The organism is Actinomadura sp. 6N118 (genome assembly GCF_044326415.1).
Taxonomy (GTDB): domain Bacteria; phylum Actinomycetota; class Actinomycetes; order Streptosporangiales; family Streptosporangiaceae; genus Spirillospora.
In genome coordinates, this window is record NZ_JBIRAZ010000023.1 from 162,881 (window position 1) to 182,193 (window position 19,313).

Genomic DNA, 19,313 nt, shown 5'->3' on the forward strand with positions numbered 1-19,313 from the left:
TGTCGCATGCTTGGCCGGAGGTGGCCGATGGGTCGATTGCGGGGCGCCGTGCGGGAACTCCGGGTAACGATTCACTCGTTGGCCAACCGAACGCGGACGAACCTGGAACCGACTCGCCCACGAGGATGTGGACGGTTCCGGGAACGTCTCGTGCGGGGACGGGTCATGATTGCCAGCCACTTCAGCCCCATCCCTTCTCGTCCGATTCTCCGACCCGTATGCCAACGATGATCGTGAATCGTTTCAAGCTACGCTTCGGCTCGGAACGCTAGGCGGCCGGATCCGGCCCGTCAAGCGCCGATTGAGCACTATGTGTGCTTGTATGGCTACCATCCGTGATGGATCTCGCGGGGGTTCGCGGGGAGAGCTCGATAACCTGCGAAAACAGATCCGGGGTCGACGAGGAGTGAGTTGCCGCCCACCAGTATTCGGGAAGTCGCGAGGCGTGCCGGAGTCTCAGTTGGGACCGTTTCGAATGTCCTAAACCGGCCAGATCTCGTGGCCGAAGCCACCCGTGACCGCGTTCGTGCGGCGATCGAGGAACTTGGATTCGTCCGCAATGAGTCCGCCAGACGGCTCCGTCAGGCGAACGCCGGGCCCCGTCGTGCCCGCGTGTTCGGGATCGTCGTGGAGGACCTCACCAACCCGTACGCCACCGATGTCGCCCGCGGCGCGGAGATGGCGCTCAACGAGGCGGGTCATGACGCGCTGTGGTTGACGAGCGACCACTCGGCGGCAAAGGAGCGCCGGATCCTGGAGTTGCTCGAGGAGCAGCGGGCCGCCGGCGTGCTGATCATTCCGGTGGGTCTCGGCCAGAAAGGGATCGACCGGCTGCGTGCCTCGGGCATGACCGTGGTGCTGCTCGACCACTCGACCCCCGATGTGTGCTTCGCCCAGGTGGATCATGTCGCGGGCGGGGACATCGCCGCCGGGCATCTGCTCGCCCTCGGGCGACAGCGGCTGGCGTTCGTGACCGGTCGTCCCGAGCCGCTGCCCTGTGTCGAACGCCGCAACGGCGCGGCCCGCACGCTGGCCAAGGCCGGGGGCGGCGAGCTGATCACGCTGACGCAGGACGCGCTGACACCGACCGAGGGCCGCGCGGCGGCGAAGCGGCTGATGGATCTGCCGGCCCTGCCCAACGGCGTCTTCTGCGCCAACGACCTGCTGGCCATCGGCCTGATCAACGAGCTGCTGCGGCTGGGGGTGCGGGTCCCGGACGACGTCGCCGTGATCGGCTACGACGACATCGAGCTGGCCACCAGTGCCGCGGTCCCCCTGACCACCATCCGCCAGCCGCGCCAGGAGATCGGCTACGAGGCCGCGGAGTTGGCGCTCGCCGAAGCCGCAGAAGGCAAGCGCCACCGCCACCGCCAGGTCGTTCTCACGCCCGAGATCGTCATCCGCGAGTCCGCCTGACCGGTCGCCCCGGCTCTTGGCGCACTGCGTTTTGGCCTCCTGCGACCTGGTCTCCTGCAGCTTGGCCTACTCCGGCTTGCCTCCTGCGGCTTTGCCTCCTGCGGCTTGGTCTACTCCGGCTTGACCAGGGGGAACAGGATCGTCTCGCGGATGTTCCTGCCGGTGAAGGCCATGATCATCCGGTCGATGCCGGCGCCCATGCCGCCGGTCGGGGGCATCGCGTACTCAAGGGCACGCAGGAAGTCCTCGTCGAGCTGCATGGCCTCCGGGTCGCCGCCCGCCGCGAGCAGCGACTGCTCGGTGAGGCGGCGGCGCTGCTCGATCGGGTCGACGAGCTCGGAGTAGGCGGTGCCCAGCTCCGTCCCGAACCCGATCAGGTCCCACTTCTCGGTGAGCAGCGGTTCCTCGCGGTGCTGGCGGGTCAGCGGAGAGGTCTCCACCGGGTAGTCCATGACGAACGTGGGCTGCACCAGCGTGTGCTCGACCAGTTCCTCGAAGATCTCCTGGACGAGCTTGCCCTGACCCCACTTGGGGTCCCAGGAGATGCCGCGCGCGTCGGCGTGCTTGCGCACCTGCTCGATCGGCGTGTGCGGCGTGACCTCCTCGCCGAGCGCCCCCGACACCAAGCCGTACAGGGTGACGCGCGGCCACTCGGCCAGGCCGAGGTCGATCTCCTGCCCGTCGTGCACCACGACCGTCGTGCCCAGCGCCGCGACGACCGCGTCCTGGTACATCCGCTGGGTCAGGTCGGCCATGTCGTTGTAGTCGAGGTACGTGCCGTACGCCTCGACCATCGTGAACTCGGGGTTGTGCGTCGAGTCGGCGCCCTCGTTCCGGAAGTTCCGGTTGATCTCGAAGACCTTCTCGATGCCGCCCACGACGAGCCGCTTGAGGTAGAGCTCGATCGCGATGCGCAGGTAGAGCTCCATGTCGTACGCGTTGATGTGCGTCTTGAACGGGCGCGCCGCCGCGCCGCCATGGATGGGCTGCAACATCGGGGTCTCGACCTCGAGGTAACCCTCGTTGTGCCAGAAGTCGCGGACGGCCCGCACGGTGGCGCTGCGGATGCGCGCCATCTTGCGGGCCTCGTCGTTCACGATCAGGTCGACGTACCGCTGCCGGACGCGCGCCTCGGGATCGGTGAGCCCGGCGTGCTTCTCCGGCAGCGGCCGCAGGCACTTCGAGGTGATCGCGAACAAGTCGGCCATGACCGACAGCTCGCCGCGCCGGGACGTGATGACCTCGCCCTCGACGCCGACATGGTCGCCGAGGTCGACGTCGCGCTTCCACGCGTCCAGCGCCTCCTGCCCCACCTTGGCGAGCGACAACATCACCTGGATGTCGCCGCTGCCGTCGCGGATGGTGGCGAAGCACAGCTTGCCGGTGTTGCGGACCAGCATGACGCGACCGGCGACGCCGACCTTCTCGCCCGTCTCGGTGCCCGGCTCCAGATCCGGATGTTTCTCCCGGATCTCAGCGATCGTCGCCGTACGGGGGAAGGTCACCGGGTAGGGGTCGATGCCGCTCTCGCGGAGCCGGTCGAGCTTCTCCCGGCGCACCCGCATCTGCTCCGGAAGGTCGTCGTAGGTCTCGTCACTCACGGCACAAGGCTATCGAGCCGGATCGATGCCCCGCGAACCACTTCCCCGCGATCACTTGAAGGCAACACTGATCACGTGAAGTCGACGCCGATCACTTGACGACGGCGGTCTTGATCGGGAGCACGTGCTGCTTCCGCTTGCCGGTGGAAGCGTTGTAGACGTTGTAGGTGAGCGTTGCGGCGCCCTTCCACTTGGTCTTGTGGTTCGGCAGCTGGATCTGGCAGCGGAAGGACATCGGCTTGGGCTTCGTCACGTTCCGCTGGTGGGCCGCGTGCCGCCAGAAGTACTGGCCGCGGTCGCAGGTGACAGAGTGCTTCTTCTTCCCGCTGGTGATCGTGAACTTCAGGACGACCATCTTGCTGAGCGGCTTCTTGGGGTCCTTGAGATGTGCGGGGTTGACCTTGTTAGGGCAGTAAGTGACCACGAACTCGGCCCAGTAGTCCATCCCGGCCTCACCGCGCTCCTTGTAGAGGCGCATCTTGAGGCCGACCTTGGGGTCCTTGGACTTCGGCAGTGTCTTCGACACCGGAATGACCTTCAGGTTCTTGGCGTCGCAGGCGTTGGCCGCCTGGACACCGGCGACCGCCTGGGCGCCGGCAGCAGCCTGGGCGCCGCCAGCAGCCTGGGTGCCGGCGGCGTGCGCGGCCGGGACCAGTGCTCCGGCGGCGACGGCCGTCGCGCCCACAGCGATCGTGCGCTGAACGATATTCACAAGGACTCCTGGGGGGAGATCGAGATCATGAGTTTGATGCTCCATCATGCCGATCTTGAACCCGCGCGCAACAGCCGCTGCCGCCAGATTGGCCCTCAGGCACTACACCCCCGACACCCCCGACACACCCGGCGGCGTCAGGGCGTGTTGCGCTCGTAGATCAGGCGGAGGCCCACCAGGGTCAGCCAGGGCTCGAACGCGTCGATGGTGCGGGCCTCGTCGAGGACCAAGGGGGCCAGGCCGCCGGTGGCGATGACCGTGACCTGGTCGGGGTCCTCGGCCAGCTCTTCGGACATGCGCTCGACGATCCCGTCCACCTGGCCGGCGAAGCCGAAGATGATGCCGGACTGGAGGGCCTCGACGGTGTTCTTGGCGATCACGTTCCGGGGGCGCTGGAGCTCGATCTTGTGGAGCTGGGCGCCGGCCACGGACAGGGCGTCGATGGAGATCTCGATGCCAGGGGCGATCGCCCCGCCCACGTACTCGCCCTTGGCGGAGACGGCGTCGAACGTGGTGGCCGTGCCGAAGTCGACGACGATCGCCGGGCCGCGGTGCAGGTGGGTGGCCGCGAGCGCGTTGACGATGCGGTCGGCCCCCACCTCCTTGGGGTTGTCCATCCGCACCGGAACACCGGTCTTGACGCCGGGTTCGACGATCACTGCGGCCACGTCGCCGTAGTACCGGCGACACATCTCCCGCATCTCATGGAGAACCGACGGAACCGTCGAGCACAGAGCAATGCCACTGATATCGGTCTCGGCGAGCAGCGGGCTCTGCTGGACCAGGCCCTGGAGGACGACGGCGATCTCGTCGGCGGTCCGCCGCGGATCGGTGTTGATCCTCCAGTGTTCGATAACCTCCTCGCCCTCGAACAGGCCGAGGACGGTATGGGTGTTACCGACGTCGATCGTGAGCAGCATCAGGTCCCCGCTGATCAGGTGAAGTCAAGGCCGATGTCGAGCACGCGCGCCGAGTGCGTCAGCGCACCTACTGAAAGGTAGTCCACACCAGTCACGGCCACATCTCGGGCCCTGTCCAAGGCGAGTCCGCCGCTCGCCTCCAGCTCCGCCCGGCCGTTCACCAGGCGCACCGCTTCGCGCATTTGATCGAGAGTCATGTTGTCCAGCAGGATCGAACGGACGCCGACCGCCAGGGCCTCCTCGACCTGAGCGAGGGTGTCGCACTCGACCTGGATGTGGAGGGACGGGTAGACGCCGCGTATCGCCTGGTAAGCAGCGGTGACCGAACCCGCAGCCGCCACGTGGTTGTCCTTGACGAGCGCGGAGTCGTGCAGACCCATCCTGTGGTTGACCCCGCCGCCGCAGCGCACTGCGTACTTCTGCAGGGCGCGCAGGCCCGGCAGCGTCTTTCGGCTGTCGCGCACCTTCGCCTTGGTGCCCTCCATGGCGTCCACCCACCTTCCCGTGGCGGTGGCGATGCCCGAGAGGTGGGTGAGGAGGTTGAGGGCGATCCGCTCGGCGCGGAGGAGGGCTCGCGTCGGCCCGTTCACCGAGATCAGCGCCTGGCCCGCGTTGACACGATCGCCGTCGGCCGCCTTCGCCGTGTACGTGACGTCCAGGGCCTCGAAGACGGCCTCCGCCACCGGGATGCCTGCGACGATCCCGTCCTCGCGTGCGGTGAAGTCCCCGCTCGCGGTGTCCTCCGGCGAAAAGATCGGCTCGCTGGTGACATCGACGTGCCCGTCCTCGTCCAGCGCGACCCTCACCAGGTTTTCCACAGCCTGTGGATCGAGCCCGGCATCCGTCAGCCGTCCCTGCAACTCCGGCGTCATGTCATCTCCTCGTAGGTGGTGGTCGCCCCGTGGGCGGTGGTCGCCCCGTGGGCGGTGGTCTCCCCGTGGGCGGTGGTCGCCTCGTGGGCGGTGGACAGAGCCTCGTAGGTGGTGGACAGGGCCTCGTCGCCCAGGCGGCTGACCAGGTGGCCGCGCCAGCCGGCGTCGTCGCGTTCCGGGAAGTCCTCTCGCCAGTGACTCCCGCGGGTCTCCTCCCGCCGCCGGGCGGCCGCCACGATCGCCGTGGCCACCGTGTGCAGGTTGGTGACCTCCCAGGCTTCGACGCAAGGCGCCACGCAAGCGGCGTCCGCCGCATGCCCGCGAGCTGCGCCGTCCGCCATCGCGGAGAGTTCACGTTCTGCCGCAGCGAGCCCCTCGGCGTTCCGCAGGACACCGGCGTACGAGGTCATGATCCGCTGGATCTCACCCCGGACCGAGGGATCCAGCAGGACCCCGCCCTCCTCCACACCGCGTTCCGCCGCGGGCAAGACAGCAGAGGTACGGGAGATGGTCGCGGCGATCCGTTCAGCGAAGACCAAGCCCTCCAACAGTGAGTTGGAGGCGAGGCGGTTGGCGCCGTGGACCCCGGTGCAGGCGACCTCGCCGCAGGCGTACAGGCCCGGCACGGAGGTACGTCCGTTCAGGTCGGTACGGATGCCACCGCTGGCGTAGTGGGCGGCCGGGACCACCGGGATCGGCTCCTTGACCGGATCGATGCCGTGGTGGCGGCAGGCCGCGAGGATCGTCGGGAAGCGGTCCTCCCACATGCGGACGCCGAGGTGGCGGCCGTCCAGGAACATGTGGGACGCGCCCGTCGCGCGCATCCGCGTCGTGATCCCCTTGGCCACGACGTCACGGGGGGCGAGCTCCGCCAGATCATGGCGGCCCACCATGAACCGTTCGCCGGAGTGGTCGATCAAGTAGGCGCCCTCGCCGCGCACGGCCTCGGAGATCAGCGGCTGCTGCCCCCGCGCGCCGTCCCCCAGCCACAGAACGGTCGGATGGAACTGCACGAACTCCAGATCGGTGACCGCGGCTCCTGCCCGCAGCGCGAGCGCCACACCGTCGCCGGTCGACACGGACGGGTTGGTGGTCGCCGAGAACACCTGCCCCAGCCCGCCGGTGGCGAGGACGACCGCCGGCGCGCGCACGGCCCCGACCCCGCCCGGTTCCCCCTCGCCCATGACGTGCAGGGTGATCCCGGCCGCCCGGCCCGCGTCATCGGTGAGCAGATCGAGAACGAGGGCGTGCTCGATGACCCTGATGTCCGATTCCTTGAGCGCGGCGAGCAGGGCCCGGCTGATCTCGGCCCCGGTGGCGTCGCCGCCCGCGTGGGCGATGCGGCGCCTGTGGTGCCCGCCCTCGCGCGTGAGGGCGACCTCCCCTTCGACCGTACGGTCGAACTCGGTCCCGAGTTCGATGAGCCGCCGTACCGCCCCGGGCCCTTCGGTGACCAGCGTGCGGACGGCCGCCTCGTCGCAGAGCCCGACGCCCGCTGTCAGGGTGTCGGCGAGGTGCTCTTCCGGGCTGTCGTCGGGAGCGAACGCGGCCGCGATGCCACCCTGCGCCCATCGTGTGGAGCCCTCGTCCAGCAAGGCCTTGGTGACGAGCAGGACCGTGCCGTACGAACGGCAGCGCAGCGCGGTGACGAGGCCCGCGATGCCGGAGCCGACCACGACGACGTCGGCCTCCACGGTCCAGCCCGGCTCGGGGGCGGCGAGCAGTCGAGGGATCATGAGCCCTCCTCCAGGGGGTTTGTTCTCGTCATTGTGACATTAACCCTGGAGGGGCGTTACGGGTGGGGTCGCCGGAAATCAGCCGTGCACGAGATCGCCGCGCAGCTGGCCGGATCCCGGAACGGGCTCGCCGGGGTCGGACCCCAGCGAGATGATCTTGTTGTCCCGGTCGACATGGACGACGCTCGGCTCGAACGCGCGGGCGTCGGCATCGCTCATCTGCGCGTAGCTGATGATGATCACAAGGTCGCCGGGCTGGACCAGACGGGCGGCGGCGCCGTTGATGCCGATCACACCGGAGCCGCGCTCACCCGCGATCAGGTACGTCTCCAGCCGGGCGCCGTTGTCGATGTCGACGACGTGCACCTGCTCGCCCGGCAGCAGGTCGGCGGCGTCCATGAGGTCCTGGTCGATGGTGAGCGAGCCCACATAGTGGAGGTCGGCCTGGGTCACCGTGGCGCGGTGGATCTTCGACTTGAACATCGTCCGGAACATCAGAACTCCTTGGGGGTGCCGAACCGGTCGGGAGAGTGTGACGGGGCGTGGTCATGGGGAGCGAAGAACAGCGGGACGTTGTCGATCAAGTGGGTGGAGCCGACCCGGCCGGCCACGGCGAGCACCGCCTCACCGGTGTATCCGGCCAGGACCTCGGTGAAGGTCGACGGGTCGACCAGGACCAGGTAGTCGAGCATCAGGGGCGGTTCGGCGCGAGCCGCCTTGTCGAGCACGGCCCGGGCTGCGCCGACCACGGCGACCGGCCCGTCCGCCACCGCGTCGGCACCGGCCTGGAGGGCCTGCGACAGCGCCAGCGCGGTCTGCCGCTCCGCCTCCGACAGGTAGCGGTTGCGGCTGGACAGCGCCAGCCCGTCGAGCTCCCGTACGGTCGGGCCGCCCACGATCTGCACCGGAACGTCCAGGTCGGCGACCATCCGGCGGATCATGGCGAGCTGCTGGGCGTCCTTCTCGCCGAACACGGCGACATCGGGACGCACCAGATTCAACAACTTCATGACGACCGTGAGCATTCCGGCGAAATGCCCCGGCCGGGTCTCCCCCTCCACGATCTCGCCCATCGGCCCGGGATCGATCGTGACCTGGGGCTCATGCGGATACATCACGTCCTGCGTGGGGGCGAAGACGATGTCCACGCCCTCCGCCGCGCAGGCCTCGATGTCGTCGGTGAACGTCCGGGGATAGCGGTCCAGGTCCTCGCTCGGCCCGAACTGGAGGGGATTGACGAAGATGCTCACCGCCACCACGTCCGCCAGGCCCCGTGCCTTGCGGATCAGTGAGCGGTGCCCCTCGTGCAGGGCGCCCATGGTCGGCACGAACGCCACGGTCCCCTTCACGCCGGAGCGGACGACCGCCAGCTCTTCACGGGTCGTCGCGATGACGGGTGTCACCAGGCCCGCCCCCTCTCGTTCACACGGTCAGTCGGCCAGTTCTCAGTCGGCAAGTTCTCAGTCAGCCAGTACTCAGTCAGCCAGTACTTCGAGGAGCCGTTCGGCGTCCTCGGGTTTGAGCAGCCCGGCGCCGAGCGCCCGGTCCGCGGTGAGCCGGGCCAGCGCCACGTATGCGCGCAGCCCGGCGGGCGAGACACGGGCGAGCTCCGCGACGTGGCCGGCCACCGTGTCGGCGTCGCCGCGTGCGACGGGGCCGGTCAGGCCGTCGATGCCGAGACGCAGGGCGTTGTCGAGCGCGGCGCCGAGGAGCGGTCCGAGCATGCGCCCGGGCTCGGCCACGCCGGCCGAACGCAGCAGATCCATCGACTCGACGACCATCGTGACCAGGTGATTCGCACCTCCGGCCAGGGCGGCGTGGTAGAGCGGGCGCTGCTCCTCGGTGATCCAGGAGGGCTCGCCGCCCATCTCGAGCACCAGCGCCTCGGCCACCGGCCGGAGCGGGTCCGGGGCGGTCACGCCGAACGAGATGCCCGCCAGGCGGTTGAGGTCGTCCGGCCGGCCGGTGAACGTCATGACCGGGTGCAGCGCGAGCGGCAACGCCCCGGCCCGGGTGGCGGGATCCAGGACGGCGGTCCCGTACCGGCCGCTGGTGTGGACGACCAGCTTGCCGGCGACCGGGACGTCGGTGGCGGCGAGCCCGGCGGCCAGCTCCGGCAGGGCGTCATCCGGAACGGTCAGCAGGATGAGATCGGAGGACGCCGCGACCTCGTGCGGCGTGAGCAACTCGGCGCCGGGCAGCCGTTCCTCGGCCCGGCGGCGCGACTCTTCGGACACCGCGGTGGCGGCGACGACCCGATGCCCGGCAAGGGCGAGCGCCTGGGCGAGCGCGGTGCCGACGCGGCCCGCACCGATGACGCCGACCGCGAGGCGGGCGGGCCGGTCTTCGGGCGCGGTCGCGCCGCTGCCCGCCGCGCCGATGCCGCTCGCACCGGTGCCGCCCGCACCGCTCCCGCCCGCGCCGATGCCAGCCGCGCCGCTCCCGGGCGCGCCGCTTCCGCCCTCATCGTTTCCGGGCGCGCCGGAGGGAGGCGTGACTCCAGAGTCCATGTCGTCGTTCCAGTCCTCAGCTAGGTACCGGACGTGCGCGACCAGCGTACCCGCGAGTCCGAGGACGGCACATCACCGGACCACCCTGGCAAATGAGCGAGCGTTTGACTACCAACCGTCACGCCCGATCTCGGCTCCCATGACGAAACGGTGGGGTGGAGCCCTGTCCGGGCTCCGCCCCACCGTCGCCAGTCCGCGGGTCAACCGTTGCCAGTTCCGCGGGTCAACCGTTGCCAGTTCCGCGGGTCAGTCGTGGGCGAGGGACTCCACGATCGAGGCCTTGGCCGCGCGGCGGGCCGGGAGGACGGCGGCGACCATCCCGGCCAGCCCCGCGAGGACCATGAACCCGATCACCTGCAGCCAGGGCAGGGCGAAGACCGCACTCGCGGCCATCGCGGTCGTCGCGGCCCAGCCGAACCCGACGCCTAGGACCACTCCGGTGAACGCGCCCATCACGGCCATCACGAAGGCCTCGACCGACAGCATCCGGCGCAGTTGGCGTTTGGTGATGCCGAGGGCGCGCAGGAGCGCCGACTCGCGGGTCCGTTCCACCACCGAGAGCGTGAGCGTGTTGGCGATGCCGAACAACGCGATGATGATCGCCAGCCCGAGCAGCCCGCCAAAGATCATCAGAACCATGTCGATGGCCTTGGAGAACTGCTCCCGCAGCTCGGCCGACGAGGACACCTTCACGGTCGGGTACGGCTGGGCGGCGTTCTCCACGGCGGTACGCGCACCCTCGCCGGCGGCCCCCTCCTTGGCGTTGACGAAGATCATTTGCGGAGCCTTCCCGGGGAAGTACCGGTCGAAGTCCGCCTGGGTCAGCAGGAAGGGCGTGACGGGCGCGTCGGTGCCGAAGGTGCCGATCACCTTCAACGGGACGTTCCCCTGCCGGGTCTTGACCTGCACCGTCTGCCCGTCCCGCAGGCCGCGATCCTTCGCGGTACTCTCGTCCACGGCGACCGTTCCCGGCCGCAGGTCCGCCAGCGACCCGGTGGCGAACTCCGGCTTGACCACCGTGCCGAGCGACGAGGGCGTGACGCTGCCGACGCGCTCCTCCGTCCCCCCGACCAGCGTCTCCTGCGTTCGCAACTCGGTGACGCTGGCCACCTGCGGCACGTTGCGCAGGACTCCGGTCAGAGCCCGCGGCACCGGCTCCTCGCCTGCGTCATCGCCGCTGAACTGCGTCGCCAGCTGGTAGTCCACCGGGAACTGCTTGTCCAACTGGGCGTCGGTGGTGGCCTTGCCACTGGCGGCGACCACCGCGAACAGGCTCATCAGGCCGACGCCGATCGTCAGCGCGACGGTCGTGGTGGCGGTACGGCGCGGCGAGCGACGTGCGTTCTCCACCGCGAGCCGGCCCGGCACACCGCCGAGCCGCGCCGGGATCGCCCCGGCCAGCCGGCCCAGTGGGCGGACGAGCGCCGGCATCAGTGTGATCACCGCGAGGAAGACCAGGCCGCCCGACAGCGCGACCGTGAACATCGCGGCCTCGCCCTTCGCCATGACCAGTGCGCCAAGCACCCCCAGTCCCAGTCCGCCGAGCCCCAAGATCACAGTTAGCACGGTCCGGAGCCAGCCCAGCCGGAACCGTCCGCTGCCCGGCTCCAGGTCGGTGCGCAGCGCCGCGATGGGCGCGATGCGGGTGGCGGCGCGGGCCGGCAACAGCGCGGAGATCACGGTGACGACGACGCCGACCAGCAGACCCACCAGGATCGTCCGCGGCGCCAATGTGACCGCGGCCGTCGGGATGCCCGCGCCCAGCGCGTTGAACAGCGCCAGCGCCCCGCCGCCCAGTCCCAGCCCGGCGATCAGGCCGGTGACCGAGCCGACGAGCCCGACGACCGCGGACTCGGTCAGCACGCTGGCGAAGATCTGCCGCCGGGTGGCCCCGACACAGCGCAGCAGCGCCATCTCCCGCATCCGCTGGGCGATCAGGATCGAGAACGTGTTGTAGATGACCAGCGCCGACACCACCAGCGACACCAGCCCGAAGATGAGCAGTCCGTTCCGGATGACCTTCATGTCGGCGCCGGCGCTCTTGGCCAGCCGGTCGCCGAGCTGCGCGCCGGTCAGGACGTCGTACGAACCGCCGACGGCACCGGCGACGGCGTCCACGCTCCCGCCCGCGACATCGATCTCCTCATACGCCTTGCTGCCCGTCATCCGCATCGCGGTGGCGGGATCGAAGCCCACAGCGCCCAGGTAGCCCGCGTCCGGGTCGATGCCGAAGTCGGCGATCCCGACCAGCGTGAACCGGTGCGGCGTGCGCTTCCCGTCCAGCACCGTGATCGGCTGGCCGACCGTGAAGCCCTCCCGTTCGGCGGTCTTGGTGTCCACGACGGCCTCGTTCGGCCCGGCCGGCACCCGGCCCTTGTCGAGCTCGTACCGCTGCAGCCGCCCGCCCGGCACCGAGAGCCCGACCGTCGGCATGTCGCCGACCACCTTGCCGTCCTTGCCGACCAGCGGCGCGTCCCCGCGGACCGCGCCCTGCGCCTCGGTCACGCCGGGCAGGGCCCGGATCTTGTCCAGCAGCGCGGCGGGGAGCTCCGACCCCGCCGGCCCCGCCGGCCCCGACGAATTCTTGGGCAGTACCGCGACATCGACCTTTTCGGCCGACTTGGCGAACTTCTTGTCGATTCCCTTCTCCATCGAGTCCGTGAGGACGAACGTGCCGGCGATGAAACCGACGCCCAGGGTGATGGCCAGCCCGGTGAGGAGCAGCCGCAGCTTGTGGGCACGCAGGCCCGCGAGTGTGGTCTTCAGCATCGTGCTCAGCCCTCGAGGCTCTTGAGGCGGTCGAGCACGGTGTCCGGTGTCGGCTGGAAGATCTCGCTGACGATCAGGCCGTCGCGCAGGAAGACCACGCGGTCGGCGTACGAGGCGGCGCCCGGGTCGTGCGTGACCATGACGATCGTCTGGCCCATCTCGCGGACGGACGAACGCAGGAAGCTCAGCACCTCGGCGCTCGAACGGGAGTCCAGGTTGCCGGTGGGCTCGTCCGCGAAGATCACCTCGGGCTGCGAGACCAGGGCGCGGGCGCACGCGACCCGCTGCTGCTGGCCGCCGGACAGCTCGTTCGGACGGTGCCCCAGCCGGTCGCGCAGGCCGACGACCTCGATGACCTGGTCGAACCACTGCTTGTGCAGCTTGCGCCCCGACAGCTCCAGCGGCAGCAGGATGTTCTGCTCGGCGGTCAGCGTGGGCAGCAGGTTGAACGCCTGGAAGACGAAGCCGATGCGCTCCCGGCGCAGCAACGTGAGCTGCTTGTCGTTGAGCCCGGTGACCTCGGAGTCGCCCAGCATGACCCTGCCGCCGCTGACGGTGTCCAGCCCGGCCAGGCAGTGCATGAGCGTGGACTTGCCGGACCCCGACGGCCCCATGATGGCGGTGAACGCGCCCTTGGCGAACCCCACGCTGACCCCGCGCAGCGCGTGCACGGCGGCGTCACCCGTGCCGTACACCTTGCTCACCTCGGTGGCCACGACGGCGGGTGTGGCGGTGGCGGGCCCTCCCGCGGGCGGACTGGCGTACGTGCTGGTCACAGCGTCTCCTTCATGGATCTCTGGCGTCGTGATCCACGCTAGGGATCGGCGTTCCCGCCGCCATCGACCATGCGTCCACGCTTCAGGTCAGCACTTCGGCTGGCCCGCGGGCTCCCGTACGACCTGAGACGTACGAATCCGTCCCACTCTTGAGCTACCCGTCGGTACGGCCCCGTTTGACCAGGCCTGACTCGTATGCGAAGACCACGGCCTGGACGCGGTCCCGCAGCCCGAGTTTCATCAGGATCCGGCCCATGTGCGTCTTGACGGTCGCCTCGGAGACGTACAGGCGATCGGCGATCTCGGCGTTCGACAGCCCGCGGGCGACCAGGTGCAGCACCTCGGACTCCCGCTCGGTCAGCGTGTCCAGCGCGCCCGTCGCTTGTTGCTCCTTGTCGGGCAGGTGCAGCGCGAACCTGTCGAGCAGCCGTTTCGTCGTGCTGGGCGCCACCACGGCGTCGCCAGAGTGCACCGCCCGGATCGCCTCGATCAGCTGCGCGGGGCCGGCGTCCTTGAGCAGGAAGCCGCCCGCGCCCGCCTTGATGGCCGCGAACGCGTACTCGTCGAGGTCGAACGTGGTCAGGATGATGACCTTCGGGCCGTCCGGACCGACGTTCGCCGTGATCCGCCGGGTCGCCTCGATCCCGTCCATCCGCGGCATCCGGACATCCATGAGCACGACGTCCGCCTGGGCCGTCCGCAGCAGCTCCAGGGCCTGCACCCCGTCCCCCGCCTGGCCGACGACCTCCACGTCCGGCTGGGCGTCGAGCACCATCTTGAAGCCCGCCCGCACGAGCTCCTGGTCATCGACCAGCAACACCCGGATCAAGCCGTGCTCCCCATCCGGTCCCATGGCGTCTCCATCCGTCCAGTCCTGTCGTCATCGGTCACGCTCGGTCACGCCGGTACCTCCTCGCGGACGGGGATCCGGGCGATCACCTCGAAGCCCCCGCCCAGGCGGGCTCCCGCCTCGACGGTGCCTCCGTAGACCGCGGCGCGTTCCCGCATGCCCGCCAGGCCGTGCCCCCGGCCGTCGTTCGCGGCCGCGGCGCCGCGGCCGTCGTCGGTGATCCGCACCTCGACCGCCTCGTCACCGTAGTGCAGCCGCACCCGTGCGGCGGCTTTCGGGCCGGCGTGCTTGAGGGTGTTGGTCAGCCCCTCCTGCACGATCCGGAAGATCGTCAACTGGCGGCCCTCCGACATGTCGCGCGGCGTGCCCGTCACCTCGAAGTCGAGAGGCAGACCCGACGTGCGGACTTGTTCCACCAGATCGCCCAGCTGGCCGACGCCGGGTTGCGGCGCGTACGACCCCGCATCGTCGCCCTCGCGCAACACGCCCAGCAGGCGCCGCATCTCGGCCAGCGCCTGGCGCCCGGTGGCGGAGATCGTCTCCAGCGCCTCCTTGGCGCGGGCGGTGTCGGTCTCGATGGCGTACGAGGCGCCGTCCGCCTGGACCACGATGACGCTGACGTTGTGCGCCACCACGTCGTGCAGCTCGCGCGCGATCCGGGCCCGTTCGGCGGCCATGGCCATCTGGACCTCCTGATCGCGTTCCTTCTCCAGCCGTTCGGCGCGTTCCTCGACCGAACGCGTGTAGGCGCGGCGCGTGCTGATGTAGGTGCCGAGGATCCACACGCTCCACACCAGGATGGAGAGCGTGATGAACGTCGTTTTGATGTCGTCGCGGCCGCTCGTGTAGCGCAGCGCCGCCATCGCCGCGCCCAGCTCGCCCACGGCCGCCGCGGCGAGGCCCCAGATCCGTGGCTGGTCGGCGGCGAGTGTGTAGATGCCCATGAGAACGGCGATGTTCCCGGGCAGAGGAAGGACGTCCGCCACACACTGGAAGAACGACACCAACGCCACCACGGTGAAGACCGCGCGCGGGTAGGTCCGGCGCAGGACCAGCGGAAGGCAGAGGGCCAGGGTCAAGGCGATGGACGCTTCCGGGCTGAGATCCGCCCCGCTCCAGCTCGTCAGGGCGGACATCAGAAGCAGTGGCGCCATGAACGCCGCGTCCACCAGCAGCTTCTTGCTGCGCCACCAATCCCAGAGTCTGCCGAGCATGCGTTCAGCGTACGTTTGCCGAGCTCAGTGCTGTATCAACCGGAGGTCGGACGCGCCTACGACTCTGGGATGCCATCGAGACCGGCAGTCGGATGAGGGGCGGCGCGGTAACGTCGCAGGGGTGGCGGTCTGGGTGACCTGGCGCACCGCGATGGAGCGTGCGCTATACGGAACGGACGGGTTCTACCGGCGTGAGCGCCCCGGGGAGCATTTCCGCACCTCGGTGCACGCCTCGGCCCGTTTTGCGGCGGCCCTCGGCCGCCTCTTGGCCGAGGTGGACGCCGCGCTCGGCCACCCTGCCCGGCTCGACCTCGTCGACATGGGCGCCGGCCGCGCCGAGCTACTGATCAACCTCCTCCGCGCCGCCGAGCCGGGGCTGGCCGAACGCCTCGTGCCCACCGCCGTGGAGATCGCCCCGCGCCCGCCCGAGGTGCCGGAGCGGATCACATGGCGGAACGAGCTCCCGCCGGAGATCAACGGGCTCGTGATCGCGAACGAATGGCTGGACAACATCGCGCTCGACGTGGTGGAGGAGACCCCGGACGGCCCGCGCCTGGTGCTCGTCGACCCCGCCACCGGAGCCGAACGGACCGGTCCCGAGCCCTCCCCCGAAGACCTCGACTGGATGGCCCGCTGGTGGCCGCTGCGCGAGCCCGGTGATCGCGCCGAGCTCGGGCACCCGCGCTGCGTGGCCTGGTCATCGGTCATCGAACGCCTGGCCGGCGGGCTGGCGGTCGCCGTGGACTACTCCCACACCCGCGAGTCCCGTCCGCCGTACGGCACGCTCACCGGCTACCGCGACGGCGCGACCGTGCCCGCCGTGCCGGACGGCTCCTGCGACGTCACCGCCCACGTGGCCCTCGACGCCTGCTGTGCCTCCGGAGAACGAGCCGGGGTCTCGGACACGCTCCTCACGACTCAGCGCGATGCGCTCCGTTCGCTGGGCCTGTCGGGTGCCCGCCCGCCGATCGACCTCGCTCACCGCGACCCCCGCGGTTACGTCAGGGCGCTGTGCGCCGCCGGCGAAGATGCCGAACTCATCGATCCGGGCGGCCTGGGCGGGTTCGGCTGGTTGGCCCAGTCCGTGGGCATCCCCGTCCCCAGCATCCTGTCCCCCGTTCCCAGCCCGGTCTGATCGGCTGTTCCAAGCTCGGTCTGATCGCCCGAACGAGCCGCCGAGCCGAGCCCAAGCCACCGAGCCGAGCCGCCGAGCAGGGCCTCGCGGTCAGGGTTCGACGTGCAGGGATTCCAGGCCGCGCAGGACGAAGCCGGGTCTCCACTTGGGTTCGCTGACGAGCTTCAGATCCGGGGCGAGCCGCAGCAGGGCACCGAACGACTCGTTCAACTCGATGCGGGCCAGCGGCGCGCCCAGGCAGTAGTGGATGCCGAGGCCGAACGTGATGTGCGGGTTGGGATCGCGGCCCGCATCGAACCGGTCCGGGTCGGTGAAGACCTCGGGGTCGCGGTTGGCGGAGGCGAACTGGAGGGCGACCTCGCTGCCGCGCGGGATGTCCACCCCAGCCACCTCAATATCCTCCAGGACCCAGCGCTCGAACATCGGCGCTGACGTGTCGTACCGCATCAGCTCCTCGACCGCCGTCGGGATCAGCGACCGGTCGGCGCGCACCCGGTCCAGCTCGCCGGGGTTGCGGAACAGCGACCACCAGCCGTTGCCGGTCGTGTTGACGGTCGCCTCGTGGCCCGCGTTCAGGAGAAGGACGCAGGTGCCGATGAGCTCGTCCTCGGCCAGCCGGTCGCCCTCGTCCACGACCTGCGCGAGCGCGCTGATCAGGTCGTCCTGCGGATTCGCCGCGCGGGTACGCGCCAGCTCCCGCAGGTAGTCGGAGAACTCCATGGCCGCGCGGACGGCGGCCCGCTGGGTCTCCTCGGACGGGTTCAGCTCGTACATCCCGCAGATGTCGGCGGACCAGGGCCGCAACAGGTGGCGGTCGGCGACGGGCACACCCAGCATCTCCGCGATCACGTTCACCGGCAGCGGCTCGGCGACGTCGGCCAGCAGGTCGCCACCGCCCTTGGCGACGAACGCCCCGGCCAACTCCTCGGCGAGGCGGCGCACCATCGGCCGCAGGCCCTCGACCATGCGGGCGGTGAACGCCTTGGACACCAGGCGCCGCAGCCGGGTGTGCGTGGGCGGCTCGACGTCCAGCATCCCGGCGCGCACAAGGTCCCAGAACGGCTTGAGGAACTCCGCCTCCGGCTCACGCCCGAACTCCTCGTGGCCGCTCACGTGCAGGTACGTCCGGCCCAGACGCCGGTCACGCAGCAGCGCGTTCACGTCCTCGTACCGGGTGATCACCCACTGGCCGGTCGGCTCGTGGAAGAAGACCGGCTGCTCCATCCGGAGCCGTTCGAACACCGGGTAGGGGTCGGCCACGAAGCCGGGCGACCACGGGTCATAGGCCACATCGCTCATGACCGGACAATACGCCCGACCGGCCACCGGATCGCACCTCCGGCGTGGTCAGCGGGTGGCCCACCGGCCCGGATCGCCGTCCGCGCGGCGGGCGGCCTGGGCACGACGCGCCGTGGATTCGACGATCGCGCGGGCCTCGCCGAGGTCGCGGTCGGCGGCGGCCACGTGGACGGGGCCGGGCGGGGCGTCCACGTGCACCGTGGCCAGGCCCAGCATGCGCTGCACGAGGTTGGCGGTGAGGCGGACGCTCTGTGCCCGGGCGTGGGCGATCACGTCCGTACGGCGGCAGGGCCAGCCGTGGCGGGACACGAACACCACGTCGTCGGTGCCCGCGCCGTCCGCCTTGTCCAGCGAGACGGCCTTCGAGGACGACGGCAGGAGGGCCACGGCGTCCACGTTGGTGCCGGGGAAGACCTGGGAGACGAGGTGGAGGGCGATATGGCGCGGGGCCACGGGGAGGAGCACCGAGGACAGCGCCTGCCGCTCCCCCGCGTAACCGGCGACCGTGACCTCCAGTCGCGCCCACCCCGCCGCGCGCCAGAGTGACGGCTCCACGAGGCTGATGGCCTGCACACGGCCCGGCGGGACCGTCTGCATGCGGGTCTCCAGGAGCCCGTAGCGAAGCCGTACGCCATCGGGGGACATCGCCACGGTGAAGTTCGCGTACATCACCAGAGGCGCCATCACGGCACGGATCAGCCCGAGCAGCGCCGGAATCGCGACCGCGAGCATGCCCAGCTCCGCGTACACCAGCAGGAAGACCAGCGAGAAGACGAAGAGGATCGCCGTCCCGATCACCGGCAGCCGGAACAGCAGCGAGCCGAGGAGCGTACCGAAGCCCACCCGCCAGAGCGGGCGTTCGGGTGCCTCGGGCGTGTGGCTGGGGAGTCCGGCGGCCAAGGCGAGAAGCTCGGCCCGAAGCTGGTGCGCCGCGTTCTTGCCCAGATAGCGGAGGACGATCTCGCTCTTCTCACCGCCCGCCAGTTCCACCCGTACCTCGGCGAGCGAGAAGACCCGCGTCACCAGCGGCCGGACCAGGTCGATGGCCTGGATGCGCGACAGCGGGACCTGGCGCTTGCGCTTGCGCAACATCCCGGTCTCCACGACCAGATCGTCGCCGGTGATCCAGAAGCGCGTGCCCAGCCAGCCCCAGAGCCCGGCGGCCACGGCGATCGCCGCCATCGGCACCGACACGACCAGGAACCGGCCGAGCACCTCGGGGCTGAGCACCAGCGCGGCGCCGCTCTCGGTCCTGGTCAGCAGCAGCGGGAAGCCCAGCAGCACAAAGTAAATGATCAAGATGATGAACGCGCGCAGCGGGGCGGTCGCCCAGTGGAGGCGATGCACACCCTCGGAGAAGCGCACGGGCGGCCTCGACTGCGGGCCGTACATCCCGGGAGGGCCATGGCCCGGCGGCCCGTACGGCGGCCCTGCGGGCCCAGGCGGCCGAGGAGGACCGTAGGGCGGCCCCGGACGTCCGGGCGGCCCCTGCGGCCCTGGAGA

At 70.2% G+C, this 19,313-nt stretch carries 16 protein-coding genes; 2 read left to right on the forward strand and 14 right to left on the reverse strand.

What is annotated here, in order from left to right; translation table 11 throughout:
* The first annotated feature begins 411 nt into the window (after positions 1 to 411).
* A complete protein-coding gene (locus tag ACH34W_RS43450; RefSeq protein WP_395967066.1) occupies positions 412 to 1,416 on the forward strand; it encodes a LacI family DNA-binding transcriptional regulator in 1,005 nt (334 codons plus the stop codon).
* A gap of 110 nt (positions 1,417 to 1,526) precedes the next feature.
* Here the strand turns inward: ACH34W_RS43450 and lysX are convergent, their stop codons facing one another.
* The 12 genes from lysX to ACH34W_RS43510 form a co-directional block, all read right to left on the reverse strand.
* Entirely contained in the window at positions 1,527 to 3,017 is a 1,491-nt protein-coding gene (lysX, locus tag ACH34W_RS43455; RefSeq protein ID WP_395967067.1) for a bifunctional lysylphosphatidylglycerol synthetase/lysine--tRNA ligase LysX, read from the reverse strand.
* Positions 3,018 to 3,108: 91 nt separating this feature from the next.
* A complete protein-coding gene (locus ACH34W_RS43460; protein ID WP_395967068.1) occupies positions 3,109 to 3,729 on the reverse strand; it encodes a hypothetical protein in 621 nt (206 codons plus the stop codon).
* 137 nt (positions 3,730 to 3,866) lie between these two features.
* Complete coding sequence (locus ACH34W_RS43465) at positions 3,867 to 4,649, reverse strand: type III pantothenate kinase (RefSeq protein WP_395967069.1); 783 nt, start codon at positions 4,647 to 4,649, stop codon at positions 3,867 to 3,869.
* Positions 4,650 to 4,663: 14 nt separating this feature from the next.
* Positions 4,664 to 5,521 carry a carboxylating nicotinate-nucleotide diphosphorylase gene (gene nadC, locus ACH34W_RS43470; protein WP_395967070.1) on the reverse strand — a complete coding sequence of 286 codons (858 nt, stop codon included), beginning with the start codon at positions 5,519 to 5,521 and terminating at the stop codon, positions 4,664 to 4,666.
* The gene (locus ACH34W_RS43475) at positions 5,518 to 7,257 is read right to left on the reverse strand and encodes an L-aspartate oxidase (RefSeq protein ID WP_395967071.1); all 1,740 of its coding nucleotides are present in this window, start codon (positions 7,255 to 7,257) and stop codon (positions 5,518 to 5,520) included. The genes nadC and ACH34W_RS43475 overlap by 4 nt, the downstream gene beginning before the upstream one ends.
* A gap of 78 nt (positions 7,258 to 7,335) precedes the next feature.
* Complete coding sequence (panD, locus tag ACH34W_RS43480) at positions 7,336 to 7,752, reverse strand: aspartate 1-decarboxylase (RefSeq protein WP_151559209.1); 417 nt, start codon at positions 7,750 to 7,752, stop codon at positions 7,336 to 7,338.
* The gene (gene panC, locus ACH34W_RS43485; protein ID WP_395967072.1) at positions 7,752 to 8,660 is read right to left on the reverse strand and encodes a pantoate--beta-alanine ligase; all 909 of its coding nucleotides are present in this window, start codon (positions 8,658 to 8,660) and stop codon (positions 7,752 to 7,754) included. Before panC ends, panD begins: the two co-directional genes overlap by 1 nt.
* A gap of 72 nt (positions 8,661 to 8,732) precedes the next feature.
* Positions 8,733 to 9,767 carry a Rossmann-like and DUF2520 domain-containing protein gene (locus ACH34W_RS43490; protein ID WP_395967073.1) on the reverse strand — a complete coding sequence of 345 codons (1,035 nt, stop codon included), beginning with the start codon at positions 9,765 to 9,767 and terminating at the stop codon, positions 8,733 to 8,735.
* A gap of 246 nt (positions 9,768 to 10,013) precedes the next feature.
* Entirely contained in the window at positions 10,014 to 12,536 is a 2,523-nt protein-coding gene (locus ACH34W_RS43495) for an ABC transporter permease (RefSeq protein WP_395967074.1), read from the reverse strand.
* Positions 12,537 to 12,541: 5 nt separating this feature from the next.
* Positions 12,542 to 13,312, reverse strand: a complete 771-nt coding sequence (locus ACH34W_RS43500; protein WP_395967075.1) for an ABC transporter ATP-binding protein — start codon at positions 13,310 to 13,312, stop codon at positions 12,542 to 12,544.
* A gap of 154 nt (positions 13,313 to 13,466) precedes the next feature.
* Positions 13,467 to 14,141, reverse strand: a complete 675-nt coding sequence (locus ACH34W_RS43505; RefSeq protein ID WP_395967102.1) for a response regulator — start codon at positions 14,139 to 14,141, stop codon at positions 13,467 to 13,469.
* A gap of 68 nt (positions 14,142 to 14,209) precedes the next feature.
* Positions 14,210 to 15,376 carry a sensor histidine kinase gene (locus tag ACH34W_RS43510; protein WP_395967076.1) on the reverse strand — a complete coding sequence of 389 codons (1,167 nt, stop codon included), beginning with the start codon at positions 15,374 to 15,376 and terminating at the stop codon, positions 14,210 to 14,212.
* A gap of 121 nt (positions 15,377 to 15,497) precedes the next feature.
* Between ACH34W_RS43510 and ACH34W_RS43515 the strand changes: the two genes are divergently transcribed.
* Positions 15,498 to 16,511 carry an SAM-dependent methyltransferase gene (locus ACH34W_RS43515; RefSeq protein ID WP_395967077.1) on the forward strand — a complete coding sequence of 338 codons (1,014 nt, stop codon included), beginning with the start codon at positions 15,498 to 15,500 and terminating at the stop codon, positions 16,509 to 16,511.
* Between the two features lie 90 nt (positions 16,512 to 16,601).
* Here ACH34W_RS43515 and ACH34W_RS43520 read toward each other — a convergent pair whose 3' ends face one another.
* Both ACH34W_RS43520 and ACH34W_RS43525 read right to left on the reverse strand, forming a co-directional pair.
* Positions 16,602 to 17,810, reverse strand: a complete 1,209-nt coding sequence (locus ACH34W_RS43520; protein ID WP_395967078.1) for a cytochrome P450 — start codon at positions 17,808 to 17,810, stop codon at positions 16,602 to 16,604.
* Between the two features lie 48 nt (positions 17,811 to 17,858).
* The gene (locus ACH34W_RS43525; RefSeq protein ID WP_395967079.1) at positions 17,859 to 19,175 is read right to left on the reverse strand and encodes a PH domain-containing protein; all 1,317 of its coding nucleotides are present in this window, start codon (positions 19,173 to 19,175) and stop codon (positions 17,859 to 17,861) included.
* Positions 19,176 to 19,313: the final 138 nt, after the last annotated feature.

Excerpts from the sequence above, each read along its gene's own strand:
- ACH34W_RS43465 (WP_395967069.1), bottom strand. The coding sequence starts at position 4,649 with ATGCTGCTCACGATCGACGTCGGTAACACCCATACCGTCCTCGGCCTG.
- nadC (WP_395967070.1), bottom strand. The coding sequence starts at position 5,521 with ATGACGCCGGAGTTGCAGGGACGGCTGACGGATGCCGGGCTCGATCCA.
- ACH34W_RS43475 (WP_395967071.1), bottom strand. The coding sequence starts at position 7,257 with ATGATCCCTCGACTGCTCGCCGCCCCCGAGCCGGGCTGGACCGTGGAG.
- panD (WP_151559209.1), bottom strand. The coding sequence starts at position 7,752 with ATGTTCCGGACGATGTTCAAGTCGAAGATCCACCGCGCCACGGTGACC.
- ACH34W_RS43490 (WP_395967073.1), bottom strand. The coding sequence starts at position 9,767 with ATGGACTCTGGAGTCACGCCTCCCTCCGGCGCGCCCGGAAACGATGAG.
- ACH34W_RS43495 (WP_395967074.1), bottom strand. The coding sequence starts at position 12,536 with ATGCTGAAGACCACACTCGCGGGCCTGCGTGCCCACAAGCTGCGGCTG.
- ACH34W_RS43510 (WP_395967076.1), bottom strand. The coding sequence starts at position 15,376 with ATGCTCGGCAGACTCTGGGATTGGTGGCGCAGCAAGAAGCTGCTGGTG.
- ACH34W_RS43520 (WP_395967078.1), bottom strand. The coding sequence starts at position 17,810 with ATGAGCGATGTGGCCTATGACCCGTGGTCGCCCGGCTTCGTGGCCGAC.